The sequence below is a fragment of the Bacillus sp. IT-79MI2 genome (genome assembly GCF_949768135.1).
GTDB lineage: Bacteria > Bacillota > Bacilli > Bacillales > Bacillaceae_G > Bacillus_A > Bacillus_A pseudomycoides.
In genome coordinates this window covers 95115-120356 of record NZ_CATKPV010000084.1, presented here as the reverse complement: position 1 = coordinate 120356, position 25242 = coordinate 95115, and the positions used below count along the sequence as shown (strand labels likewise).

Annotated in this window: 21 protein-coding genes and 9 pseudogenes; 20 read left to right on the top strand and 10 right to left on the bottom strand. The window is 32.7% G+C overall.

Annotation, left to right across the window (positions count from 1 at the left end):
* Window positions 1-8 precede the first annotated feature (8 nt).
* The 3 genes from ACM6HU_RS21735 to ACM6HU_RS21725 form a co-directional block, all read right to left on the bottom strand.
* Window positions 9-320: a hypothetical protein gene (locus ACM6HU_RS21735; protein ID WP_016115010.1), complete on the bottom strand. Its 312-nt coding sequence runs from the start codon at window positions 318-320 to the stop codon at window positions 9-11.
* 1184 nt (window positions 321-1504) lie between these two features.
* The gene (locus ACM6HU_RS21730; RefSeq protein WP_016115008.1) at window positions 1505-2761 is read right to left on the bottom strand and encodes a sensor histidine kinase; all 1257 of its coding nucleotides are present in this window, start codon (window positions 2759-2761) and stop codon (window positions 1505-1507) included.
* 136 nt (window positions 2762-2897) lie between these two features.
* Window positions 2898-3104: a hypothetical protein gene (locus ACM6HU_RS21725; protein ID WP_016132833.1), complete on the bottom strand. Its 207-nt coding sequence runs from the start codon at window positions 3102-3104 to the stop codon at window positions 2898-2900.
* Between the two features lie 128 nt (window positions 3105-3232).
* Here ACM6HU_RS21725 and ACM6HU_RS21720 point away from each other — a divergent pair.
* From ACM6HU_RS21720 to ACM6HU_RS21700, 5 genes and pseudogenes are all read left to right on the top strand, one after another.
* A pseudogene (locus ACM6HU_RS21720) lies at window positions 3233-3750 on the top strand (GrpB family protein).
* Window positions 3751-3890: 140 nt separating this feature from the next.
* The gene (locus ACM6HU_RS21715; RefSeq protein ID WP_016115005.1) at window positions 3891-4421 is read left to right on the top strand and encodes a hypothetical protein; all 531 of its coding nucleotides are present in this window, start codon (window positions 3891-3893) and stop codon (window positions 4419-4421) included.
* A 12-nt stretch (window positions 4422-4433) separates the two neighbouring features.
* Window positions 4434-5108, top strand: a complete 675-nt coding sequence (locus tag ACM6HU_RS21710; protein ID WP_016115004.1) for a response regulator transcription factor — start codon at window positions 4434-4436, stop codon at window positions 5106-5108.
* Window positions 5105-6532, top strand: a complete 1428-nt coding sequence (locus ACM6HU_RS21705; RefSeq protein ID WP_016115003.1) for a HAMP domain-containing histidine kinase — start codon at window positions 5105-5107, stop codon at window positions 6530-6532. Before ACM6HU_RS21710 ends, ACM6HU_RS21705 begins: the two co-directional genes overlap by 4 nt.
* A 109-nt stretch (window positions 6533-6641) precedes the next feature.
* Window positions 6642-7241 carry an undecaprenyl-diphosphatase gene (locus ACM6HU_RS21700; RefSeq protein ID WP_414848431.1) on the top strand — a complete coding sequence of 200 codons (600 nt, stop codon included), beginning with the start codon at window positions 6642-6644 and terminating at the stop codon, window positions 7239-7241.
* Between the two features lie 283 nt (window positions 7242-7524).
* Here the strand turns inward: ACM6HU_RS21700 and ACM6HU_RS21695 are convergent, their stop codons facing one another.
* The 4 genes and pseudogenes from ACM6HU_RS21695 to ACM6HU_RS21680 form a co-directional block, all read right to left on the bottom strand.
* The gene (locus tag ACM6HU_RS21695) at window positions 7525-7848 is read right to left on the bottom strand and encodes a hypothetical protein (RefSeq protein WP_016115001.1); all 324 of its coding nucleotides are present in this window, start codon (window positions 7846-7848) and stop codon (window positions 7525-7527) included.
* 116 nt (window positions 7849-7964) lie between these two features.
* Window positions 7965-8165 (bottom strand): annotated as a pseudogene (locus ACM6HU_RS21690) (IS4 family transposase); the annotation flags it as partial.
* Between the two features lie 23 nt (window positions 8166-8188).
* The gene (gene pssA / locus ACM6HU_RS21685) at window positions 8189-8680 is read right to left on the bottom strand and encodes a CDP-diacylglycerol--serine O-phosphatidyltransferase (protein ID WP_016115000.1); all 492 of its coding nucleotides are present in this window, start codon (window positions 8678-8680) and stop codon (window positions 8189-8191) included.
* 150 nt (window positions 8681-8830) lie between these two features.
* Window positions 8831-9058 (bottom strand): annotated as a pseudogene (locus tag ACM6HU_RS21680) (integrase core domain-containing protein); the annotation flags it as partial.
* Window positions 9059-9326: 268 nt separating this feature from the next.
* Between ACM6HU_RS21680 and ACM6HU_RS21675 the strand changes: the two are divergent.
* The 4 genes and pseudogenes from ACM6HU_RS21675 to speD all read left to right on the top strand — a co-directional run bounded on the left by ACM6HU_RS21675 (window position 9327) and on the right by speD (window position 12752).
* A complete protein-coding gene (locus ACM6HU_RS21675; RefSeq protein WP_016114999.1) occupies window positions 9327-10112 on the top strand; it encodes an enoyl-CoA hydratase/isomerase family protein in 786 nt (261 codons plus the stop codon).
* Between the two features lie 142 nt (window positions 10113-10254).
* Window positions 10255-10770 (top strand): annotated as a pseudogene (locus ACM6HU_RS21670) (GNAT family N-acetyltransferase); the annotation flags it as partial.
* Window positions 10771-11317: 547 nt separating this feature from the next.
* A pseudogene (locus ACM6HU_RS21665) lies at window positions 11318-11452 on the top strand (cupin); the annotation flags it as partial.
* 457 nt (window positions 11453-11909) lie between these two features.
* Window positions 11910-12752, top strand: coding sequence for an adenosylmethionine decarboxylase (speD, locus tag ACM6HU_RS21660; RefSeq protein ID WP_016114997.1), 843 nt, complete (start codon window positions 11910-11912; stop codon window positions 12750-12752).
* A gap of 240 nt (window positions 12753-12992) precedes the next feature.
* Here speD and ACM6HU_RS21655 read toward each other — a convergent pair.
* Window positions 12993-13165, bottom strand: a pseudogene (locus ACM6HU_RS21655) (cell wall hydrolase); the annotation flags it as partial.
* 261 nt (window positions 13166-13426) lie between these two features.
* Between ACM6HU_RS21655 and ACM6HU_RS21650 the strand changes: the two are divergent.
* The 10 genes and pseudogenes from ACM6HU_RS21650 to ACM6HU_RS21605 all read left to right on the top strand — a co-directional run bounded on the left by ACM6HU_RS21650 (window position 13427) and on the right by ACM6HU_RS21605 (window position 22633).
* A complete protein-coding gene (locus ACM6HU_RS21650) occupies window positions 13427-14023 on the top strand; it encodes a TetR/AcrR family transcriptional regulator (protein WP_016114995.1) in 597 nt (198 codons plus the stop codon).
* Between the two features lie 61 nt (window positions 14024-14084).
* A complete protein-coding gene (locus tag ACM6HU_RS21645; RefSeq protein WP_016114994.1) occupies window positions 14085-14390 on the top strand; it encodes an SGNH/GDSL hydrolase family protein in 306 nt (101 codons plus the stop codon).
* Window positions 14391-14392: 2 nt separating this feature from the next.
* Window positions 14393-14896 carry a Tn7-like element transposition protein TnsE gene (locus ACM6HU_RS21640; RefSeq protein ID WP_255255010.1) on the top strand — a complete coding sequence of 168 codons (504 nt, stop codon included), beginning with the start codon at window positions 14393-14395 and terminating at the stop codon, window positions 14894-14896.
* A gap of 21 nt (window positions 14897-14917) precedes the next feature.
* Window positions 14918-16933, top strand: coding sequence for an alpha/beta hydrolase family protein (locus ACM6HU_RS21635; RefSeq protein WP_016131424.1), 2016 nt, complete (start codon window positions 14918-14920; stop codon window positions 16931-16933).
* A gap of 629 nt (window positions 16934-17562) precedes the next feature.
* Window positions 17563-18018 carry an NUDIX hydrolase gene (locus ACM6HU_RS21630; protein ID WP_016114991.1) on the top strand — a complete coding sequence of 152 codons (456 nt, stop codon included), beginning with the start codon at window positions 17563-17565 and terminating at the stop codon, window positions 18016-18018.
* A 397-nt stretch (window positions 18019-18415) separates the two neighbouring features.
* Window positions 18416-19270: a MerR family transcriptional regulator gene (locus ACM6HU_RS21625; protein ID WP_077294777.1), complete on the top strand. Its 855-nt coding sequence runs from the start codon at window positions 18416-18418 to the stop codon at window positions 19268-19270.
* Between the two features lie 99 nt (window positions 19271-19369).
* Window positions 19370-20470 (top strand): annotated as a pseudogene (locus ACM6HU_RS21620) (C45 family autoproteolytic acyltransferase/hydolase).
* Window positions 20471-20920: 450 nt separating this feature from the next.
* Window positions 20921-21085 (top strand): annotated as a pseudogene (locus tag ACM6HU_RS21615) (MerR family transcriptional regulator); the annotation flags it as partial.
* Window positions 21030-21458, top strand: a pseudogene (locus tag ACM6HU_RS21610) (hypothetical protein); the annotation flags it as partial. The pseudogenes ACM6HU_RS21615 and ACM6HU_RS21610, both read left to right, overlap by 56 nt.
* 437 nt (window positions 21459-21895) lie before the next feature.
* Window positions 21896-22633, top strand: a complete 738-nt coding sequence (locus tag ACM6HU_RS21605) for a YrrS family protein (protein WP_016114986.1) — start codon at window positions 21896-21898, stop codon at window positions 22631-22633.
* 79 nt (window positions 22634-22712) lie between these two features.
* On the opposite strand, the gene ACM6HU_RS21600 is transcribed toward ACM6HU_RS21605, so the two are convergent.
* The gene (locus ACM6HU_RS21600) at window positions 22713-23264 is read right to left on the bottom strand and encodes a GNAT family N-acetyltransferase (RefSeq protein ID WP_016114985.1); all 552 of its coding nucleotides are present in this window, start codon (window positions 23262-23264) and stop codon (window positions 22713-22715) included.
* Window positions 23265-23551: 287 nt separating this feature from the next.
* On the opposite strand from ACM6HU_RS21600, the gene ACM6HU_RS21595 reads away from it, so the two are divergent.
* Entirely contained in the window at window positions 23552-24058 is a 507-nt protein-coding gene (locus ACM6HU_RS21595; protein WP_016114984.1) for a DUF3189 family protein, read from the top strand.
* 33 nt (window positions 24059-24091) lie between these two features.
* On the opposite strand, the gene ACM6HU_RS21590 is transcribed toward ACM6HU_RS21595, so the two are convergent.
* Entirely contained in the window at window positions 24092-24802 is a 711-nt protein-coding gene (locus tag ACM6HU_RS21590; RefSeq protein ID WP_170927919.1) for a hypothetical protein, read from the bottom strand.
* Window positions 24803-25242: the final 440 nt, after the last annotated feature.

The window sequence follows — 25242 nt, the reverse complement described above, 5'->3', positions numbered from 1 at the left end:
CACGATAGTTATTGGTTTTGATTACCTTGTTTCTTTTGACTGTTAGGCGTAATTTCATCAGAAAACTCTATATTTGCCAAATTTACTTTGGATGGAATAAATGTTTTTGTCGTATTTTGAACACCTTGGAACAAACGTTGAATAGGTTTCATCATATTTAAATTACGTGTTGCTACTACACTAAAAAATGTTCCTAATCCTAGTAAAGAAAACCAAATCCAGCTTCTATTGTTATTCCGTCTATTTCTAAATAATTTAAACATTTGCTGAGTTCTTCTTCCAGAATTGAATAGTGACATCAAGAAGTTAAGAGTATTCATTTTTCATGTAATTTATGGAACAAAATCTATCGAATTTTATTATAAATAGTTGCCAGAATAGAAAAAAAGAAGTGCCACATAATAACAGAAATGAGTGAAAAGACACATCTTCAAGTGTACTGAATGAGGTTATGTATAGCATAACATTCAAAATAAAAAACCATCTTTTTTCTATCTAAATAAATGAAAAGATTAAAAAGAAAACTTGAGGAGCGACTAAATTCATTTTTTTCAAAACGAAAATCAGCTTCAACGTTATCAGGAACGTATAGCAGAGTAATATCGACAGCTTATAGTTAACGAATTATAAAGAAATTAATAACAAAAGGAGAATACTCATGTACTAAAATCAATTTTTAGTATGCATCATTTTTTAGAGCTACTTTTTTCTTGAAAAAGAGTTGGGAATGATTTTAGATTGTTGAGGTGGTTACATACATGCCAATGTTGGATGTGGACGGTAGTAGTCTGTATTATATTGTTAAGGGAAAAGGGGTTCCTATTGTTTTTATTCATCCTCCTGTACTTACATGTGTGAATTTTGAATACCAAATAGAGGAAAATTGCCATGTAATGAATTGAAATTCATTGATAACGTAAAACATCAAATTCCTACAAAAGCAGCGAAGTGCTTAAATGAAATGATTCAGCAGTTTGCTTTTATTCATACCGAGATGAGACTTTTTCTTTACCCATAAAAAAGTATATTTATTTCGAAGTTATATACGTTTATTGTGCCAAAAATTCAATGGGAAAGGAGCTATCATGCTCCTTTTTATAATTGATATGTTAAAGAGTAGTAAGCGCTCAAGTTACCCCTACTAAATATTTCGAATTATTTTTGTGTACCGGTGATTGATGCGGATTGAGTCTTTCGAATGTAAAATCTAAAGCGTAAATATGCGAGTAGTGGTACAACTATGTTAGGTAATAAAAAATGGAGTAAAGAAGGAATACCTTCAAGCTGGGTATAGTCAGAACCTTTTACAGGGATGAAAAGCGAATCTCCTAATGGACCTTTTGAAAAAATTGATTTTTTTATCCTTTAATAAAGACGAGAGCAACACCAACTTTATGTTAAGTTAAGTCAATATTAAGGTTTTACATTACCAATGTATCCTTTATATAGTGAAAAATAAAAAGGAACGTGGGGGGCTCCTTTTAAATCAAAATGTTAGTGTTTATTAAGTAATCTCATTATTTTGTGGAAATGTAATCGTTAAAGTGGTTCCTTTATTAACAATACTATTTATATTTAAAGTGCCATTCATCGTTTCAATGATTTTTACTGCGACCATCGTACCTAAACCTGTTCCTTTTGCTTTTGTGCTAAAATACGGTTCACCAAATCGATTTATTTGCTCTTGTGTCATACCAATTCCGCTATCCTTAATAACAATAATAATTTTGTTTTCAAAAACAGATGACTTGACACTTAGTTTCCCACCATTTGGCATCGCTTCAATACTATTCTTTATTAAGTTTAAAAAGCATTGCTGGAAATGTTGTGTATTCCCAGTAATGGAACCTGTTACTAATTTTTCGGAAATATTTATAGAATTCATATTACATAGGGGCATCATCATACTTATTACTCTTTTTAATTCTTGGTCTATTACAATGTTATCAACTTTTTGTGATGCGGGTTTAGCAAATGTTAAGTAATCATCGATGATTACTTGAGCACGGTTTAGCTCTCCAAGAATATGTTCAATATATTGCTCTCGCGACTCTTGTGATAAATCTGGAGTTTTCAGGAGCTGCGTAAATCCTTTTACGACGGTAAGAGGATTTCTAACTTCATGTGAAATACTCGCAGCAAGTTGACTCACAACCTCCATCTTTTCCATTTTTACTAATTTGGATCTCATCATAACGGCATCTCTTAAAACTTCATTCGTATATACAACAAATAGCATGATAACAGGAGGGAGTAGAATAAAATAAGTAATATATGATTTTGTAATTGGAAAATCCGATAAAATCACAACGATAAAAGTTGTTAGTATAGCAAGGAAAAAAGGTAAAACCATTGACATAATAAGTTTTTTTCTTCGGTTTAGTTGCTTAAATTTAGAAGAAGAAAAGGCTGTGAAAACTAGCATTGTAATATAAACAATAACTGTTAAAAAGTTCACACCATAAAAAACAAACCGAATCAATAACATTATGGTTAATAAGGCGATCCCAACGGGCAAACCGCCATAAAGTGTACCTATGAAAAATGGAATCTGTCTCAAATCATGAACACAATTTCCGTCGATATATATAGGGTATTTCATACATAAAATTAACGGTACACTCGTGCATATCACAATAAGGGATTTTTTGTGTTTTTTGAAAAACATTCCGTTATCATATATAAAATAAAAAACAAAGACGCTACTTAAAATGTAAAGTAAATTATTTAATACGTTTTGGTTGATGTATATAAAATTCATCTAACAGGCCTCATTATTGTAGTTTTCAGTACTATAAGTATTATACAGAAAAAATGTAACTTCTTCATGTTTTAATTATTATAATAAAGACCGTTATTACTTTTGGATCATTATTTGTTTCGAGCATATTCCCATGCTAAGTAAAATTCCTCAACTGATGCATAACGTTGACTTCTACTCTTTTCTTTCCGTTTTTTTCGATACCAAAGCAAATATTTCCTGAATCTTGTTGATCGAATACTGCAAATACTTTACCTAGATTTAGAAGCCAATCGAAATCTTGATATTCTTTTAATCTAAAAATCACATCATCTAAATGAATTGTAATCGGAATTTCGTTCATTTTACACCTCTTATTTTATATAATCAGATTAAACATTGATATATTCGAGAGAAATATTGAAAGTCCTGTTTTGGTTAATAAAAAAGATGGCTTATAAAGCTAGATTATGAATATGAAAGGAGAAAGAGATGGATAAAGAAATAATCATTGAACCGTATAATTTAAATTGGCATACGGAATTTGTGAAGGAGAAAGAGAAATTTATCACATTACTAAAAAAGGACATCTTAGCGATTGAACATATCGGAAGTACGTCAGTAGAAGGGTTAGATGCTAAACCTCTCATTGATATGATGATAGGTGTTAAAGATTTAAAATTAGTTGATCATTGGATAGAACCATTGCAAACAATAGAATACGAATATATTTTTCACGAGAATTTTCCACAGAGGCGTTTTTTTAGAAAAGGTCAGTGGAGAGCAGGTACACATCATTTACACGTCTATACATATGGGGGCAAGAGTGGGAAGACAATTTATTATTTCGTGATTTTATAAGAAATCATGAATGGGCACGTGTGGAATACAAGCAATTAAAACAAGAGCTTGCTATGAAGTATCCATTTGATCGAGTGGCGTATACTAATGCAAAAGAACCTTTTATTCAAAGGATAATTGTACTGGCGAAAGAGAATCTATACATATAAAAATTAGAGTGGGAAATTTATTTTTTAGTTCACATACAGTATTTCTCATCTTATTCTAATCTTTCTTTCATTCTTTTTTCTTTTTTAATTGCTACAATCTGGAATGTATCAATATTTTGAAATTGAAAGAGGGATGCAAAATGAAGAAAACGTTCGGGAGTCAAATTTTTCATTTGTTTATAAAGATCGCAGGAGCTTGTGTGATTGCATTTAGTGTTACAATGTTTATCGTAAACTTTATGCTAGGAGATCAAATAGGATTAAAAAGCGTAAATAAAAATCTGGGTTCTCTTGGTGAATATGGTGCGATTGCAGCTGCATCGCTTTGGTTTTTACGTCATATTTGGCTGTTTTTACACAAAAATAAAATACCCGGATTCAAGTATATGAAAGAATTATATATGTTAGCAAAGAAATATCATATGTTTATCGGTTATGCTGTATTAGCTGTTGCAACAACACATGGAGTTTATTTTTTCATAAAGGGAAGTCACCATATGATACAGATTTACAGCGGCATATTTGCTTTTGGTAGCTTGGTATTGCTAGGAGTTGTTGGAATTTTTTTGAATAAGGTTAAAGACAGAAAAAAATCGGTATTATATCGAAGCATACATCAAATGATTGCGATTCTATTTGGATTAGGATTGATCATTCATTTGATAATATAGGAGGAATTAGGGTTGCATCATATATTAATAATTGAAGATGAAGAAAGTTTAGCTGAATTTTTAGAGTTAGAATTAAAATATGAAGGATATGCAGTAGAGGTACAATACGATGGGCGAAAAGGATTGGAAGCAGCCCTAGAGAAGAACTATGATATTATACTTCTTGATTTGATGTTACCAGGACTCAATGGGATTGAAGTATGTCGTAGACTGCGTGCGACGAAGAATACTCCCATCATTATGTTAACAGCGCGTGATAGTATTATGGATCGTGTTACAGGATTAGATAGCGGCGCTGATGATTACTTACCGAAGCCATTTGCAATTGAAGAACTCCTTGCACGAATACGTGTTATATTTAGACGCGAACAAAAAGAAGAAAGTAAGTCAACACTTTTGCTTGCTTTTAAAGATTTACAGTTACATGTAGAATCAAGAACGCTAAGAAAAAATGATGAAATCATTGAATTAACGAACAAAGAATTTGAGTTATTACTCATGTTTATGAAGAATATTAACCGCGTACTTACACGAGATATACTTTTAGAGCAAGTGTGGGGTTACGATGCGATTGTAGAAACAAATATTGTTGATGTATATGTTCGCTATTTACGAAACAAATTACATGGTGTAGATAAGGAGGAGTATATCCAGACTGTTAGAGGGGCTGGGTATGTGATGAGATGATCAAAAATTTTGCACAGCGCATTCGAAATCTCCCGATAAAATGGAAGCTAACTCTTTGGTCAACTACGTTATTATTTATTTTATTTGCTTTATATAATATTTTGCAGTTTATTGTGATTAATCAATGGACAGTAGACTATGAAAAGAAACAAATAAACAGACAAGTGAAAGAAATAGCAGCATATTTTACTGATAAAAAAGAAACACTTTCTAACAAAACAATTGAAAACAGTAAAGACTTTCTTAATAATATGAATGATAAACATCAGATTATTCGAATTTTAGATAAAGATGGACAACCAATTGTCTCGATTTCTCGTGATTTTAATCCGAGGTGGGCTTCTCCTAAATCGGTTACTCAGCCTGAAACTTATATAAAGAGGCATTTAGAAGATAGGATCTTAATTGAACGTATGCCGATTCAAACAGCGTCATTTACGGGAACAATTGAGGTTGGGGAAAATTTAGAAGCGTTCGATCATTTGTTGAAAATCATTTTCGTTGTAATGGTTGCAGCTGGTATCGGTGGACTTATACTTAGTTTTTTAGGTGGAAGGATCATTGCTAAACAACTTTTATTAAGTGTTCAGAATATAACTGATACGATGAATCGAATTAAAACAAACGGGTTAAAAGAAAGAGTTCCTATACGGGAAAATAATGATGAACTTGCAAAGTTAGGCATTCTATTTAATGAATTAATGGATGATGTAGAAAAGTCTTTTTTACAACAAAAACAGTTTGTTGAAGACGCATCACATGAACTTCGAACACCCCTTACAATTATTCAAGGACATTTATCCATGTTAAACCGTTGGGGAAAGGATGATCCTGTTATTCTACAAAAATCACTTCAATCTAGTTTAAAAGAAGTGGATAGATTGAATAAATTAGTCTCAGAATTATTAGAGTTATCCAGGGCAGAATCAGAGCAAGTGCCCTCATTAACAGTCGAGCCTGTACATGTAAATACTGTGTTAAAACAAGTAATTCAAAACTTTGAGGTTCTTCAAACTGAATTTCAATTTGATATACAATTACATGCCGAAGGGGCATACGTGTCTATACCGGCATCTTACTTAGAGCAAATAATTATTATCGTACTAGATAATGCAATTAAATATACCAAAACAAATGATAAGTACATTTGTATTCAAACAAACTTGCAAAGAGATAACATTGCTATACGAATTGTAGATCATGGCGTTGGAATACCCGAATCAGATTTACCATTTGTACTTAATCGTTTTTATAGAGTAGATAAAGCAAGGAGTCGTAAACAAGGCGGAAATGGACTGGGGCTTTCCATCGCAAAACGGCTTGTAGAAAAATATAATGGAAACATCATATTAGAAAGTAAGGAGAGAGAAGGTACATCAGTTACAATTTCGTTTCCTTATGTTTTACATGAAAATGAGAAATAGATGAGAAAAGTTTCAAGGTATTTTCATATTGCTGTTGTATACTGTGTAAACCAATAGAACTTGTACTTTCTTAAAGTACGAACGTAATGAACATAAGGAGAGGGTAGATATGAACTACACAGTATTTCAATGGATTAATAATTTAGCGGGAACCTCAATCATTTCAGATAAGATCATGATTATGATTACGAATAGCGCGCCTTATGTGGCGATTCTTTTCATGCTTATTTTATGGTTTAGTAACGCAAAAACAGAAATGGCAATTCAAAAACAATATACTGTTGTATATACTGTTCTTACAGTTGGAGTTTCATTGCTATTAAATGTTTTCATTCATGCAGTATATTATCATGCACGACCTTTTGTAACTTATCATGTTCATCAATTAGTGCCACATGCAGTAGATTCATCATTTGTAAGTGATCATTCTGTACTTGTATTTTCAATAGCATTTACGATGCTATTGAGAGGGGAAAGATTAAAATATATTGCATTAATTTGGACCGTACTAGTTGGAGTTTCACGTATTTACGTTGGTGTCCATTATCCAGCAGATATAATTGGTGGAGCATTCCTATCATTTATAACTTGTGGCATAGTAATGCAAAGTACGCGAAAATTAGAACCATTAACACAAATGGTATTTGTAATTTATGCATCCATTGCAAAACGAATTCCATTGTTATCGAAATATAACCATACACATTAATCATACAAGTCACTAGAAAAAGAACCTATTCGTAAATGATGGGTTCTTTTTCATGCATACAAACATTAATTTCACGCACTGTATTTAATTAGAAAACAAAATATCAGGGCTAGTTAGAAGATGTATGGCATGTGTAATTTTTCGTAAAACATTTTTTGAACGAAGTGTACAACGTCCATTGGGTACGAAACAGTCATATGTTCTGTAAAAATTTTATTCCGGAGTAAGAAATTTCCGCGAATATGTTAGTTAATAGAAATTCCTTACTTCAAAACGGGATCATTCAATGATCTGTATACCTCATCCATCCACTCTCTGATCGTTTTGCTTTAAATTTACCGTAAGATAAAAGCTTCATTGCTGAACGAGTAGCCGTGTGAAAAACTAAGATTCGCATCCATTCATCTTCCGTTTCACTAGGATAAGACGCGGACTCATAAGCATAATAAGCAGCCATGATACAAGGACCTACTTGCTCTGGTTCAAATTCATATGCAGTTGCATCATCGATAATTAAATCAATGATACTCTTGTTTCTTTCTTTGACTTCTTTCTGGATTAACTTTTTTACCGCCTCTGGTACTAACTTTAATATTTCATCTTTCATAACAGTCACCTCATTCTTTAGCATGTCCAAATAGCTTGGGGAGATATTGAACGTATTGTACCAAATTGGATGAAATTTGAATCTTAATTACGCAGGTTGAACAAAAGCTTACAGGTAATTACACTAAGACGTTTACTGCGTTCTTTATAGGTAATTTGTTTTTTCTGTTCTTTAGATGTTAAATCCTTTTGCCTACGTTTCATTTGTGTTTCAGTTAATTTATATAGGATAAGTCTTGCGGGAAGTTTTTGATACATTCCAATATAAATCTCAGGAATTTCATATGTTTCACCAGGCTGTAATTGGTCAATATCTTGATGGCGATGGGACGGGACCTCAATTAAAGTTTTTTAAACCTAATTGGACTTACCATTAAGAGAGCAAGGATTAAGGTAATCCATGCATTGCTATATGAAAACAATCCCATACCAGCCAATGGTAATCCAGCAGCTGGAATAGGTAATCCCATAAAATATCCAATGGTTGGTTTAACACTAAATTTAGCTAATCTTAAAGCACCCATCGTTGGGAAAAGGATAAATGCCAAAGAAGTTAAAATAGATGGTGCTGCTATCGAATGAAATAGAAGTGCAGGAGCAACTCCAAAACTAACAATATCAGCTAAGGAATCCAATTCTACGCCAAACTCACTGTTCACTTTTAATTTTCTCGCAATCCTTCCATCAAGAAAATCTAAAACAGCTGAAAGGAAAATAAAAATGGAGGCTACTTCCAAAAAGCCATTCATATTCAAGGTAATTGAAAAAACACCACACAATAAATTTCCAATCGTAAATAAATTGGGTACAGCTTTTACTATCTGATTGAACAATGTTGTCCCCCCTAAGTTGATCAAACTTCCCATTTATGTAGCATTTTCTATATATTCTTCCGTTATTCTTAAAAATATATGACCACTGCAAGCTAAGTAAATTTCGACAAGAAAAAAGCCGATTCCCTTGAAGTGACCCCAAGAAGTTGTCTTAATTCTTTTATAATTATAGTACACTATATACGTTGCTAGTTCTTGCTCAAAATGTTCTATACTCTTGAATTCTTTTCGATATATAAATTTTGACTTCATGATACCAAAGGAATTTTCAATTACTGCGTTATCGTAACAGTTCCCTTTACGGGACATGCTTTGTGTAATGCCACGTTTAGTAAGGGAATGACGGTATTGTTTCATTTGATAGTGCCAATCTTGATCAGGAGGATGCCGAATGCTCAGCTCATTATTTATCCAGATTCAGGGCATGGGTTCCTCTTCCGGTATCCGGAGCTGTTCGTCAAAGACATGTTGCTGTTCCTGCGATAACAATACATCCGACCCGCAAGCTATCTTTACCGTTAAAGAGGTCCTGCTAACATTTTAACGAAAATATACACATACACTCTGCCATTTTTGGGATGAAAAAGTTGATTTTCCTTACGTTAAGGAATCAGTGTCGATACACTAAACTATTGGAGGGTTTAAAATGATAAATAAAGATGTCATTCTCTACACTGGAGAAAATGGAATCGCAAAAATTACAATAAACAGACCGGAAGCACTCAATGCATTAAACCGAGATGTTCTTGAACAACTTTCATCCATCTTAGACAGGATTAAAATTGATTCAAGTGTAAAGGCAGTGATCATTATCGGTTCCGGGGAAAAGGCATTTTCCGCAGGTGCAGACATTAAGTATCTTAATAAAAGTACTCCTCTAGAAGTACGTGATTTAGCTCAGCTAGCTGTTACGGTTACTAATAAAATCGAGTCATTGGGGAAAGTAGTTGTTGCTGCTATCAATGGCTTCGCTCTAGGAGGTGGGCTTGAGTTAGCTGAATCCTGTTCGCTCCGTGTATGTGCAAATCATGCTAGATTAGGACATCCTGAAGTACGTATAGGTGCTGTTGCTGGTTTTGGTGGAACTACGAGACTTCCCAGACTTATAGGTAAGGAACGTGCTGCAGAACTGTTACTCACTGGAAACGCGATAAGCGCAGAAGAAGCTTATAGAATAGGACTGGTTAATAGGATTGTTGAGCCTAAACAGTTACTATCAGAATCAGAAACTCTTATCCTAGAAATTCTGTCTCAGGCTCCAATTGCAGTAAAAATGACCTGGGAGGCAATTCATAGGGGGAGCAATTTAACTTTAGAAGAGTCCGCTCTTCTCGGTGCAGATTATTTTGGTTTGATTGCATCCACAGAGGACTTCAAAGAAGGAACTAAATCATTTTTAGAAAAGACCAAAGCATCATTTAGTGGGAAATAGTTTATCGAATCAATCATTTAATTATTTCTCTTTTGATACTAGTTTAGTTATTTAATATCTTTTTGAATTACTTACTAATAAGTCTTATACAACAAGAATACAATATCAACTAAAATAAATACTATGAGGCTGGTGTATTACTATGAAAATTCTTGAAACCAATCGGCTTACCCTTCGCCTACAAACTACCGACGATGTAGAGTTTATCCTAGAGCTTCTCAATGATCCCTCTTGGTTACAATTTATAGGCGATCGTGGTGTGAAAACGATTGATGATGCACGTAACTACATTATGAATGGACCAATTCGTATGTATGAGCAATTCGGATTTTGTCTTTATTTGGTAGAGAGAAAAGAAGATCAAATCCCAATTGGGATTTGTGGTCTAGTAAAAAGAGACACCCTAGAAGATGTGGATATTGGTTTTGCCTTTCTTCCAAAGTATTGGGAAAAAGGATATGCCTATGAAGCAGCTTCTGCTGTAATGGCATATGGTAAAGATACTTTAGGATTAAATCGAATCGTCGCAATCACAACTCAAGACAATCACCCTTCAGCCAAGTTACTTGAAAAAGTAGGGTTACAGTTTGAAAGATTAGTTCAGTTGTCCAATGATCCTGAAGAGCTTAGACTTTTTGCATATAATAGTAGAACAGAAAACCATATAAATAACACATATAAATTATCAGATCAAAAAATAAGTTTAGATCGATTAACTGATGCATTCTTTAATGCATTTACCAACAAAAATGGAGAAGAACCAAATGTACGTGTACTCAATGATTTATTTATTCCAGAGGGAATGATCATTAAAAATACGGATTCCATCCCAAATATTTACAATCTTCAGCAATTTATCGATCCACGTGAAAAACTATTAAGAGAAGGGCGCTTAAATGATTTCAAAGAAGAAGAAATACAAGAAATTACAGAGATTTTCGGTAATATCGCTCACCGTTTCAGCTTATATCGAAAATCTGGAGTGTTGGATGGCGATTCATTCGAGACATTGGGGATGAAAACGATGCAGTTTATTCAAACTCCAAGTGGTTGGAAGATTAGTTCCGTAGCATGGGATGATGAAAGAAATGGATTAACCATACCGGAAAGATATCGCAATTAACAATTCAAGCAGAAAGCTCTCTGATCAAGGGTCTTCGCTTTTGCCACAAATATTGCAGATTACTTCGGTTTGATAGCAACAAAAGGGACAAGGGCAATTTAAGATTGATGATGAAATCATTGAAATTAAAGAGGGTACTGTTATTAGGATAGCACAAGAAGGGGAACGAATTTGGCGTAATAATTCAAGTGAACCTCTCTATTTTATCTGTATTCAAAACGCAAAAACAAATATCCGAATAACCTAACAAACGATACTGAATTCTCAAAAGAGGTAAATATTAGAAGTGAAGTAACGAAAAAAAATTTAAATAAATAATATTTTGAGTGGATATAATTAGGGGCCATTATAGAACATAACCTCATATTTAATTCGTTTCAGACATAGACAAAAAGATGTACACAACGTGAGTTTGTACATCTTTTTGTTTTTGATTAATTAAGTCACAATGATTGTTAAAATCCAATTCTACATAGTTGTTGTTTCAAATTTCATTTACCGTATATTTACAATAAAATAAAAAAATATAAAAATTGACCAGTACCAATAAATGAGAAACAGATCATATATTCTAATTCAAAAGAATATGCATGAAAAAATTGTAGAATGGAACCATATTTCATAAAGGATTTATAAAATATTATTGATCAGAAAAAAGAATGGGGAATTTTATCATGAAACTAACACCAGAACAACGGATTCAATTACATGGATTTAATAACCTCACAAAATCATTAAGCTTTAATATGTATGATATTTGCTATACAAAAACAAAAGAAGAACGAGAATCTTATATAGAATACATAGATGAACAATATAATGCAGACAGATTAACTAAGATTTTAAAAAATGTCTCAGATATTATAGGTGCACATGTATTAAATATTGCTAAACAAGACTATGTACCACAGGGGGCAAGTGTAACCATACTAGTATCAGAAGGTCCTGTGGTGGAAGTGCCGACAGAATCATTCACTGAATCTCCTGGACCGCTCCCAGATTCAGTTGTCATGCAGTTAGATAAAAGTCATATAACGGTTCATACGTATCCTGAATATCATCCAGATGAAGGTATCAGCACTTTTAGAGCAGATATTGATGTAGCTACATGCGGTGAAATTTCGCCTCTTAAGGCATTAAATTACCTTATCCACTCATTTGATACAGATATTATGACAATTGATTACCGCGTTCGGGGATTTACAAGAGATATAACAGGTAACAAGTTATTTATTGACCACGAAATAAGTTCTATCCAAAATTACATTCCAAATAACGTGAAAAAACTCTATGATATGATTGATGTTAATGTATATCAAGAACATATCTTTCATACAAAATGTAAACGAAAAGAATTTGACTTAAACAACTATCTATTTGGATATACCCAAGAAAAATTATCCGTGAAAGAACAAGAGGAAATTACAAAAAAATTAAAAACAGAAATGGATGAAATATTTTACGGAAAAAACATGAATCATGGATTAATTGAAGAGGATTTGGATGATGAACTCTAGGCACAATTTATTTCATTAGGCAACTTCTTGGACATGAGTCTGGTATTGTATCAGATTCATGTCTTTTAGTTTTGCCTTAATTTTTTATGATGATGAACAACAATTTGCTATATAAAAAGGTGAATTTCTCAATCCGAATTTTCAAATGAATCCATAATAATATAATGATTCCTTCACAAAACGTGAAGGGATTTTTTATCAATAGAGAATCATTAAACATTTATTTTCCAGTATATACTTTTGGGTAATCAGCTCTCGTTGGTTGCGGGAATTCCTTTAAAGTCTAGACAATCGCACATCACTCTGTTTACACCGACATTTCCAATATCCAGAATCCCTTGTTGTCCTACTGCTTTTTCCTTCATTAGATGAGCTAACAAGTTCACATCAGTTTCTGTGTACGCAATTCTCATTACTATCCCTCCATGCTCTTTACAAGTATATGTAAAGAGAATTAAAAACACGAATTTAAAGTTCGTGCAAAATAGGCAATTTCACGCACCGTATTTATAGGGGAAATATAATAATTTAAATAACTAAGTCAACATGAATATCTAATTTCCGCAAATACTACATTTTTTATTCTAGTAGTTGCTAAGTATAGAAAGTTTGCATAAACTACAATTAGAACAATCGTTCAATTTTTAATGAATTTAATCGAAAGGAGAAAACCGTTGAATAAAAGGCGTTATGACAGTGAACAAGCAAAACGAGTAATAGCTGAAAAAGCAACCGAATTATTTTCTATAAAGGGCTATGCAAAGACTTCTGTTGAAGATATTGCGAAAGCCTCTGGTTATAGCAAAGGACATATTTATTATCATTATCAAAATAAAGAAAACTTATTTGTATATTTGGCGCAAAGGGGTATGCAGCAATGGGATGAGAAATGGCAAACAACAACAAAGAAATATCAAACAGCGACAGAAAAGTTATATGGAATGGCTAGACACGTTCTTTATAATTACAAAGCTCCTTTATTAAGAGCTGGTCAAGAACTTGCATCAGATCCTACCACCAACCCTTCTACAGTGCAGAAACTATATGGATTAGCAATTATCCCCTTACAAGCATATCAATATATTTTAAAAGAAGGAATTAGCAATGATGAATTTAAAATAGAAGATATTGAAAAGACAAGTATTCTATTAGGTTCGTGGTTAGGTGGCTTATGTCAATTTATCCACACAATTGAAACTGAAGAATTACAACGTTTATTTGAAGAGGCAATCACTATATTTTTGTTATCTATTTCTAACAAGAAGTCTTAATTCATACTCGCCTTTTATTTCGTTTTCATGTAGAGAAATACGAGTCATGGAGGAGAGAAAAATGAAAATAGCGCTATTTGGAGATAGTCTAACCGAGGGAAGGCCAGGTATTTCTTTTTATAAAATATTGAGCGATCAATTTCCAAACGACACGTTATATAACTTAGGGAAACCAGGAGAAACAGTGACGGGCTTATATAATCGAATTAACCATTCTAAAGATGATGGTATATTTGATATTTCTTTTCTTTGGATAGGAATCAATGATATTTACGCCAAAGTATTAGGGGTAAAAGCGCGGCCAGTCGTATCAAACCAAAAAGAGTTTACTGAACGGTATGAAAAAGTTCTTGAAAAACTACATTGATCATGATTCTATTCGCTCAACAGCTGGCACGAGGTCTAGAATATGAAATGTTGCATGAAATTCATGCACAAGGCGAGCTTCAAGATTTTATTAATGTCCTCAAAGCACTTGAGCAATATCCCATAATAGGAACAATACAAGTAATTATGGATGTGTTGCCAGATGGTCACGGTGAACGTAGATTTACGAAATTGAGTGATAATGTCACTAAGCGACGTTATGTAATTGCTCAAATGTATTTGGGGAATGGCAAACAATTCAACATTATAGAAATTGAACGGGAAAATCGCTCTTTGTCGATGTTAATATTATCATCGTTTGAAATTCGTGAATGGAAAACTATTTATGATCGACTGCTTATAAATCTTGTGAATGATAGTGGAACTTGGACAAGTAAGTCATTGAAAAGCATTGAAGGTCAAGGTATTACAGTGGTGAAAGCTAAACACAGTTCTAAAGGGGTTCAGCATAGGGCAGAGGTTTTATTGAACAAATTAGATTACTAGACATTACGAGGGGGTTTATTAATGAAAATGAATGAAAAAACATATCTAAGTATAGAAGAGATTATTTCATTACCAACCTTATCAGGTACAAACATAAGTGATGATGGCAAAAACGTAGCATTTGTCAAGAAGACAGCTAACTGGAAAGACAATAAATATAGGAATCATGTATGGATATATGAAAAAGATAAGGGGCAGAGTTACCCATTAACAACTAGGGATATAGATAGTACATACCCATTATGGTCTCCAGATTCTAGGGATATCGCATACCTTAGCCCAGTTGGTGACGGGGATAATAAGAAAAATCAGATCTTTGTTAAGTCAATAGATGGTTATAGTGGGGTTCAAATTACTGATGAGAAAGAAGGGGTCAGTAAATTCAAATGGGCGTCTACTGGCAAGGGTTTTTATTATGTTGCACAGTCAAAAGAATCTGAGGTGATAAAGAAACGTAAGGAACTATATGGGAATTTCCATCATATAGGTAAAGAATACCAGAATAATTGTTTATATTACATTGAAATAGAAAAAGTGATACAAAATGATAAACATGAACACCTAGAAAATTCTGATAGTTCTGGTAAAGATAAAGATGAACACGAAAATAGCGTTGTTTATCAACTAACTGATGGGAAGGATTTTCATATCCATGAATTTGATATTTCAAATGATGGGAAAAAGGTTGTATTTATGGCTACACCAAGCCCAAATATGGGAGATTATATTAATGGAGATCTATACATACTAGATATTAAAGCTGGAGAGCTACAAAAGATGAATATAGATAAGTTGTTAGGAGGGAGCGTTTGCTTTTCTCCTGAAGGCAGCAAAATATGTTATTCAGCAAGCATAAGGGAGAAGGATTACTATAAGACCCATATACAAGACAGTACATTAGAGATATATGATATTAATAATGGAGAGCTAATTCAACCTTTAGCAGATTTTGATAGTACGGTTATTCCATTACGGTGGACAGCTAAAGGAATTTTAATTAGATGGCAGAATAAAACTAATTATCTTATTGGGTTGCTATCTGAGGATGGCACTGTGGAAATGTTAAGCGAAAAAGTAGATAGCTTTATAATGGATGCTTCTATAACAAGGGATGGAAATCATATATCCTATAATAAGGCTATAACAAATGAAACCTTTGAAATCTATTTAGACGATAAAAAAATAACGAATGAAAATAGCTTTTTCAAAGGAAAGCTTAAAAGTAACAGGGAAATAATCTCATGGCAAAGTAGTGATGGTCTTGAAATAGAGGGAGTTTTATCAACCCCAGTAGAGTTTGACGCAAATAAAAAATATCCCTTATTAGTGGTAATCCATGGTGGTCCGGCTTGGGCATCCTTTCCAATATTTTCAGACTGTTTTAATGAGAAATATCCTATTGAACAGTTTATCGAAAAAGGCTTTATAGTTTTAGAACCAAACTACAGGGGAAGTTCTGGTTATGGTAATGAATTCTTAAAAGCAAACTATAGAAAGCTGGGAATTGCTAACTACGATGATGTTATATCTGGAGTGGATAAACTAGTTGACAAAGGGATTGCAGATAAAGATAGAGTAGGGGTTATGGGATGGAGCAACGGGGGATATATATCAGCTTTCTGTTCTACATTTAGTAGTAGATTTAAAGCTATTTCAGTTGGAGGTGGAATTACTAATTGGAGTACCCATTATGTAAATACAGATATACCTTACTTTATTAGGATGTATTTAGGAAATAATCCATGGGATGATCCAGAGATATATACTAAAACATCACCAATGATATATATTAAATCAGCCTGTACTCCCACCTTAATCCAACATGGTGAAAAGGATGCAAGAGTTCCAACTTCAAATGCATATGAGCTATATCAAGGATTAAGGGATATGGAAGTTGATACAGAATTAATTATATTTAAAGGAATGGCATATAGTTCTGACCAGCCAGGAATTAATGTGGCTATTATGAAGCAGAATTTGATGTGGTTTTCACACTATATTCTTGGAGAAAGTATGAAAGATTTTAGGGTTTTATGATTAATAAATGGATATCCTCACAGGATACATAAGGATGAAACAGTCTTCATAAGGAAGCTTTTTTTCTTATTTAGCCTGTGATTGTAGCTCTATGATTTCCATGTGAATTTCCACTGTATAATACTCTAGCAACTACATTGACTTACAATTGTATAGCAACGTTATGGCATTAAGCTCCCTGTACCTTTGTAGGGGTACGGAAACGATTCGTGTAAAAACTGCAATAGGATAAAAACGTGGCTCAGATATGGAAAATTACATATTTGCCACGTTTTCTTCTTATAAAAGATTAATTAGACCTAGAAGGCAAAGTAGAGATAAGAAATGGATACTTCAGTACAACTGATTTATCTACGGGACAAAAAAAGATATATTAAATAAAATGATCAAACTTTTTTCAAAATTTAGCTATTGTTTTTTGCTGAAAAAACAATACTTCACACAAGGTTTTGATCAAACTTTTTTTAACACCTACATTTATCACTACATTCTGTTGGTTTGGAATAGTGTTTGATAAAAATAGTTTGCTCATTAGCTTACATTGCAAGCGGTTTTTATCTAGTTTGTGTACAATATTAAAGTAAGAAGAATATTGTACAAGAGTGCAGATTTTCAAAGGAGGCATATATATGGGATATATTATGGACTTACGTAATTTGGTTGGAAGTAAACCTTTAATTATGGTTGGGGCGTGTGTACTTGTTATAGATCATGAGCAACGAGTTTTATTACAACTTCGAAAAGATAATGGATGTTGGGGACTGATTGGTGGTTCTATGGAGTTAGGAGAAACACTTGAACAAGTAGCTTATAGAGAATTGTTTGAGGAAACAGGACTAACGGCTGAGAATCTTAAATTAATTCATACATATTCAGGAGAAGCTTTTTACTATCAATATCCTCATGGTGATGAAGTCTATAATGTTGTGACGGCTTTTGAATGTAAAGAATATAACGGCTATTTAAGTCATGATAAGGATGAGGCAACAGACCTTCGATTTTTTTCTTTATATGACTTGCCAAAAAATATAATCCTACCAGATAGACCTGTACTCGAAGATTACAAATTAAAATACACTTTATAAGAATTGGTGGTTAAATAAAAGATTCGATGTACGGATAGAATAATGATCAATCTTTTTTTATAAAAAGCTTTCTAACAACATAAATAATAGAAGGCATTTTGATCAAACTTTATTTCAAATTCACACGATTTTTCATTCATTCCCCTAAGTCTATTAAAATGCCATAAATCCCTACTTTTTTAGTTGAAAGTAGGGATTGTTTTTCGGAGGAAAAATTTAGATTTTCCCTTAAAGCACTACACTACATTTAAAAACGCCAGTCATGTTATTCCATTGAATTCCCATTTCATCGAAAATCAATAAGAATCTCAAGTGGAAAGTTGAAGTGTCAGATTGATTTGTTTTTGATTTATAATGGGATTTATTGGAGCAAATTGTTTGGAAAAGGGGCTTTGTTATGTATACCATTGGAAGATTTTCAAATCTGTGCGATGTACCTGTGAAAACAATTCGTTACTATAGTGACATTGGTTTACTCGCACCTTCTTATGTAGATCCCGAGACGAGCTATCGTTACTATGACTACGATAAGATGAAAGAGCTAAAAACTATCCTAGTGCTTAAAGACTGCCAGTTTTCGTTAAACGAAATTGAGCAAGTTTTAAAAAGTAAAGATATGAAAGATCTGGATGTAAGATTAAAGAAAAAAACAGAAGAGTTAAAGTATCAGCAAGAACAAATCATCAAGCAAATTAACAACATTCAGCAAATAAAGAAGTTCATAAAGAATGATGAAACATTCATTCCTGAGCCCACTCTGTCAAGTTGTTACATAGAGGAGCGAAAAGATACACAGGTTGTGTCTATTCGCAAAACAATAAACATGTTTGAAATGGACACACTCGTTAAAATGTTGTTTGAAAGGATATATGCATATCAGTTTAATATGGATGGGGAGCTACTAGCTATTTTTCATCAAAAAGACTGGAGACAAAAGAAAGCAGATGTTGAATTACTTTTACCCGTAAAAGTCGATAAAAATGAGGAGTATCTTACGAGAGTGCCTGGAGGAATGTATGCATGTGTCAATGTAGAAGGACCTTATTCAGAACTTCACTATGGCTACAATCGTTTAAAGGTATGGGTGGCAGAACAATCCCTTCATGTTAAAGGAATGTATATGGAACAGTACATAAAGGGACTCGTCCCATCCAAAGTAGTGAATCCAATAAATATTAAACCGAACAATGAGATACATCCAAATGATTTTTTGACAAAAGTGTTTGTAAAGGTAACAACGCAGAATAATTGAATAACGAACTGAGATTAACTCTCTAGTTACTGGAGGGTTTATTCTGTTTATAGCAAGGTATATATGTTTGCTATTAAAATGCAGAATGGGGAGCTTTGAATGAATACGCATACAGGGAAATTTACTTATCTTAAAGGAAGTTCGTATGAAATTGGAAAACAACAAGCATTAGAATACTATGAAAGTGCACACGTTAAGGAAATTTTTTTTAGGAAACACTCTGATTCTACCAAAGCGTATCTAGAAATCAGGTCCCAAATCGAGGAGTATTGCCCGGGATTAAATGAGGAATTAGAGGGTTTTGCGGAAGGGTTTGGTTATAAATCAAACCAATTAAAATTTTATGATGATGCCTGGTTAATACCTGGAGGGTGTAGCCTAAGTGCAATTTTGCCCCAAAAAATGTCTGATGGTAAAACATACGTATTACGAAACTATGACCTCTCTCCTGATATTTCGGATATGCGCCTTTGTACAACTAAAGTAGATGGAAGATACACGCATACCGGTTTCTCTGTTTCTACATTTGGTCGAAGTGATGGATTAAACGAGAAAGGTCTATGTGTAGCGTTTGCTTCGTGTGGCATGCCGATAGGCAAATATCCAGGTATGAGAAAACCAGTAGTTACTGGGTTGTAGTTTATGGTGGTTGTTAGAGCCATACTAGAGACGTGTGAAAATATTGAAGAAGCCATCTATGCTGTGAAAAACATGCCTGTGGGAACGAATATGAATTTACTTTTAGCGGATGCAAATGGTGAGGCAGCTTTAGTTGGAACATATGACGGAGTTAAAGTAGTTAAAAACGCAGAACTAGATTATTTAATTGCAACAAATCATGGGCTATTTCCTGAAATTGAAAATCTTGAACCAGGCAAGCTAGAACAATCTCAACTACGATATAATATTTTAGAGAATAAATTTAGTGCCAATGGTAAAAGAACTGCTTGCGAAATTAAAGAACTTCTTTCAACGGAGTTTCCGAAAGGGGTGTCCATTCATAATTATAAAGAAAACTTTGGAACAGTGCATTCAATTTTGTTTAATCTAACTGATTGCCAACTTGAGTTTTCCTATGGTTCTCCTTTACATAATAAATTATATCAGTTAAACGTTGGTGATAATTTTCCAAAGACACGAATTCCAGTTGAATTTTGTAACAAGAATTATGGACCGGATTTTTGGAGAATATCGAGATAATAAATATAAAATCATAGATAGTGTTTAAAGTGAAGCGCTGTATCTTGCTACTAAAGGTAGTTTTAGTTCAATATGTCCTAAGTACTAAGCTAATACAAGTTATGTACATATTCAAGAAAAGGGCACAATTGTGGATGTAGCTTTATAAAAAAGATTGATTATTTAATATAAAGATTGATAATTTGTAATAAAGTTTGATTAAAACATTCAAGAAGATGATATGAATTTGGAAATTCGTATCATCTTCTACTATTTCTTGGCATAATAATTGTAAGAATATTTCAATATTCGATAATTTAAAGAATGGGCAGGATGGAGGAATGTAGGTATGAATGTAAAAGATGTGATACCTAACTTAGTTATTATAATAAAACCTATATTATTTTTTATCGACGTACTGATAATATGAAATATCATAAAGAATATGTAGCAATGATAAAGGAGAGTATAATGTACACAATTGGACAAGTCGCTAAATTTTTAGGTGTATCTAGAGATACTTTGAAATTTTATGAAGAAAAGGAATTAGTCAAGCCTAAGCAAAATATTGAGAATGGGTATAGTAAATACTATCTTTACAAAAAAGCTTATACCTTCATTTTTAATTGGTATAGGATCCTTATTCATTTCAATTGGATATATGATTTATGCATTCTCAAATCATTTTATAATAGCAGCTATTGGTTTCTTCATTCTTTCTTTTGCTATGGATTTTGCGAATACAGGTTTTTATACATTTTATCAAAACAATATACCTGTAGATATAATGGGAAGGGTTGGGAGCATTTATGAATTACTTATAGCAATTCTAACCATTCTTGCAACTATTCTTTTTGGAGTAGCTACTCATTTCATTTCCATTCAAGTTGTAGTTATTATAGGGGCATTTGTAATGTTATTAATAACCATCGTGTTATGTGCATTTAATTTATTACCATCGAAAGCAAAATTATATTCAGCGCAGTCATTGGATTCTAAAAAAATCTGAAAAAGAATTTTGATTTTATTTTCGCATTGAAATCACTGAGAGTATAAAAATACAAAAAGATGTGCGTACTAAAATGTACGTCTTTTTGTATTTTAATTGCCAAATATTTTATAAAAATAGATGAATTGTTGAAGTAATCGAAACTTGTATTAAAAATAGTAGAAACATTCTAGCTTAACATTAATTTTATTATTGAAATTCTGAATATTAAAATGTAATATAGAAAAGCGTGTGTAATAATGTACTAATTAAAAAATGTATTTACAATAGATGTTTGTGTAAGTGATAAGGGGGAAAATGATAACGACTATACATATGGAATTTAAAAGTTTATCGGCATCAAAAATATGAAAATAAACTTACTAGAGTCTAAAGTAAAGTAAAGTAAAGAAAACAACATACAGGTACACTGTAAAAGTCATATGGAGGTTTCAGGAATGGGAAATGAAAGTAGATTTCAAGAAAAACAACAATCACGTCGAAAGCGCGGTGTTGTTAATATTGGATTAAGTTTAGTATTACTGACAGTCAGCATGGTATCTTATCAATTATTTTTTACTGGTCAAACAAAAGGAAAAGAACATCCAGAAGAAAAGAAAGTAGCCCAATTAGCATCTAAAGAGGCGAAAAATAATAAATTAGAGGAACAAAAAACAAAACAATCAGAAGAAGAGGCATCAAAAGAACAAATAAACAAAGAAGTTGAAAAACAAGAATTAACAGAGCAACAAAATCAAGAGAAAGAAAACTCAAAAATACTGGAAAAAGAAAAGCAGAGTAATGAAAATCAAGTGAAAAAACAAGAGGAACAAAAGAATACAAAAATGGAACAGCAAAAGGTTAATGAAGAGGGAACAACTAAAAATCAACCAGACAAAAATGAGGATCAAACAGAACAAAATAAGCAATGGAATCCAGTTGGTACAGAGCAAGGGGCAAAACCTGCCATGCAATTTAAAGAGGGAACGACAGATTGGAATGAGATGAAAAAAGCAATTTCCTACGCTGTTGATGCTCCTGAATCACAACTCATTTATGATTTTATTGGAAATAATGGAACGAATAAGGCCTATGGTAATGTGCGAGATAAGCAAAGCAATAAAAAATATAAAGTATATATTGATTGGGTAGAAAATAAGGGATGGAAACCAGCATCTGTTCAGGTTATAAAATAGTCATACCGACAAATAGTCTACCAAAATTCAGTATATAAGACAAAGACTCTCCCGATTGGAGAGTCTTTTACATAAGTTACTATTTTTCATATGTTTGCTGTTTATTTATGTGGTTGTCTTTTCGTTTATCAAATGCAAACAGACTAAGTTCTTCAGAATCATTAGCTAACTGAATCAATCGTTCAAACTGCAATCCTATTTTTTTTAGAAGCTTAGCTGAAGCGCGATTGTCTTGAGTAGTAATCCCCACAATACGATTTAGCCCCAATTTATCTTTTCCATATGTCATCACTGCAGAAGCTGCTTCATAGGCGTATCCTTTAGCCCAATACTTTGGGAGAAAGGCAAATCCAATATCTACATCTTCCAATGAATCTCTTTTTACCAGACCACAGATTCCAAGCGGAACGTGATCCTCCTTTTGTTCCACCAAAAAAAGACAGAAACCAAATTGTTCATACATGCGAAGCGGTCCGTTCAAAATATAAGTCTTTGCGTCTTCTATTGTCCTTACACCACGATCGCCTATACATTGCAACCAAGAGGGGTCATTCATAAGCTCTAGGATAAAAGCTGCATCGTCAGTTGTTTGTAGTCGAAGAATAAGACGGTCTGTTTCAAGGATATTCAAAGGGAATACACCATCCTTTCAATATTATATTCCATCTAGATATCATAATCGTATTGTAACTTAAAATTCAAGGATATTTGTTCATGAGGTACACATTATATGTTAAGCGTTGTAACAAACGCTTTTTTATGTACGCCACTTGGTACAATAATTAATAGAGGATATTATGTCTGAAAGAAATATCACTAATTAACAATTAAGTTATAAAATCAAAGCTTCGCTTGATTAGTAAATGATGAGATGGTGATACTAATAACTATGAAAAGTTTATGATAAGGGATGGTATTATGATTTTTATTTACACAGATTTTGGCGGAACACATACAACTTCACTTGCGGCAGCATATCATTTAAACAAACTCCCCACTGATCGAAGACTGACAAAAGAAGAAATTTTAAATGTGGACTATTTTAATAAGCTTAAAACGTCTGATATGGGAAAAATCATTTTTCATGGAAGGGACGAAGGAGGAAATCCGGTTTATACAGTAGGACATGGGGCATCAAAAGTAGTTGTTCCATCCATGAAAAATTTAGCGGAAATTCTTCAACATCAGTATCAAAACAATGAAAAAATCATTTTTTCAAATACTTCACCAACCGTTCCACTTCCTATGACGTTTGGAGGATTGTTTTCAAGAAGATTACATATTGATTTTATTGGTGTTCCCTTACTTGTATGGGGAGCAAAGCTGTGTTGTGATAATATACAACGACTTGTTGATTATACAAAAGAAGCGGGTAGAATGACTAATGATTATGTTGTTATTTTAGAGAATGAAACTTTCAAATAAAAATGCAGGATTTATTGGAATCCTGCATTTTTTCTATATCAATTCAACTTTTTTTCGAATGACAATTTTATCAATTTCATCTTCTTCATCACCAATGTATAAGCCACGTTCTTTTAAATATGTTTCAAAATATAAATCTGCTTCTGCACGTTCATCATAAGGTTTTACAGATAAAACAAACCCTAATTTATTTTGTTCCTCTAAATGGGAAGTAGAGATATAAGCAGGGATATTATGACGTAAAAAAAGTTCCTTTATAGGAATAATCATATCCTTCATTAGTTTTGATAGCATGCTCATTTCAAAATCAAAGTTAAAACGATCAATACTAGATATGTCAGCAAATACAACCCCAATAAAGCCTGTATTAAATACTTCTTGAAATTCGGCGTCTTGCTTATCATAAAAATTCTTTTCAATTAAGTAATTTTTAAAATAAGCAACACCATCAGCTTGTTCAAAAGGTTTTGTTGAAAGAACAAAACCGATTTTCTTTTGTTTATGTAAATACACACAAGACATATGTGCGGATATATTATGTTCTTTAAATAAAGAACTTGTTGCTCCTGCAAGACCATCTAATACATGATGGACAATTTGTAACTTTTTACGGGCAAAATAATAGGATTTTTTTTGTAGTTCCAATGTATCAATAAACACAGAGCCGATAAAGCCTGTATTTGAGATAGTAGGTGTATGCTTTTTTCTTCCTCTGCGCTTGTTTTGAGCCATTGTAAAAGTCATCCCTTCAAGTGCGATTAAAATAAAAGAACGTTTGTTCGCATATTTATATTTTACTATTTAATCGCTACAAAGTAAAGGGATTTTCATCAAAAAACAATAAAAAAGACACCTTTTAAAGGTGTCTTAAACGTGATAGGGAAGAGGTTTCAACCCACTTTATTTGTAATTTATATTATGAAACAGAGACAAGTTCTTCTGCATCGTCTACATCTAAATGACAATCCATTGTACGTACATCTTGATCTTCATGACTTCCGAAATAAATAGTAATTTTCATATGTATCGCTCCTTTATTCTAGGAATACCTAAAATAATTACTAGTAATGTTACTGCTTATTATATACCACTTTTTCCATTTCGACAATCTTATCCAGTTTATAAAATTTCTTTGTGAATATTAAGAATTTTTGTTACGATACACATAACTAAACGTAAGGAGG

Coding starts and splice junctions, on each gene's coding strand:
- ACM6HU_RS21725 (WP_016132833.1), bottom strand. CDS start 3,104: ATGAACGAAATTCCGATTACAATTCATTTAGATGATGTGATTTTTAGA.
- ACM6HU_RS21635 (WP_016131424.1), top strand. CDS start 14,918: ATGAAAATGAATGAAAAAACATATCTAAGTATAGAAGAGATTATTTCA.
- ACM6HU_RS21705 (WP_016115003.1), top strand. CDS start 5,105: ATGATCAAAAATTTTGCACAGCGCATTCGAAATCTCCCGATAAAATGG.
- ACM6HU_RS21595 (WP_016114984.1), top strand. CDS start 23,552: ATGATTTTTATTTACACAGATTTTGGCGGAACACATACAACTTCACTT.
- ACM6HU_RS21625 (WP_077294777.1), top strand. CDS start 18,416: ATGTATACCATTGGAAGATTTTCAAATCTGTGCGATGTACCTGTGAAA.
- ACM6HU_RS21640 (WP_255255010.1), top strand. CDS start 14,393: ATGATTCTATTCGCTCAACAGCTGGCACGAGGTCTAGAATATGAAATG.
- ACM6HU_RS21645 (WP_016114994.1), top strand. CDS start 14,085: ATGAAAATAGCGCTATTTGGAGATAGTCTAACCGAGGGAAGGCCAGGT.
- ACM6HU_RS21630 (WP_016114991.1), top strand. CDS start 17,563: ATGGGATATATTATGGACTTACGTAATTTGGTTGGAAGTAAACCTTTA.
- ACM6HU_RS21695 (WP_016115001.1), bottom strand. CDS start 7,848: ATGAAAGATGAAATATTAAAGTTAGTACCAGAGGCGGTAAAAAAGTTA.
- ACM6HU_RS21590 (WP_170927919.1), bottom strand. CDS start 24,802: ATGACTTTTACAATGGCTCAAAACAAGCGCAGAGGAAGAAAAAAGCAT.
- ACM6HU_RS21735 (WP_016115010.1), bottom strand. CDS start 320: ATGAATACTCTTAACTTCTTGATGTCACTATTCAATTCTGGAAGAAGA.
- ACM6HU_RS21605 (WP_016114986.1), top strand. CDS start 21,896: ATGGGAAATGAAAGTAGATTTCAAGAAAAACAACAATCACGTCGAAAG.
- ACM6HU_RS21730 (WP_016115008.1), bottom strand. CDS start 2,761: ATGAATTTTATATACATCAACCAAAACGTATTAAATAATTTACTTTAC.
- ACM6HU_RS21675 (WP_016114999.1), top strand. CDS start 9,327: ATGATAAATAAAGATGTCATTCTCTACACTGGAGAAAATGGAATCGCA.
- ACM6HU_RS21700 (WP_414848431.1), top strand. CDS start 6,642: ATGAACTACACAGTATTTCAATGGATTAATAATTTAGCGGGAACCTCA.
- speD (WP_016114997.1), top strand. CDS start 11,910: ATGAAACTAACACCAGAACAACGGATTCAATTACATGGATTTAATAAC.
- ACM6HU_RS21715 (WP_016115005.1), top strand. CDS start 3,891: ATGAAGAAAACGTTCGGGAGTCAAATTTTTCATTTGTTTATAAAGATC.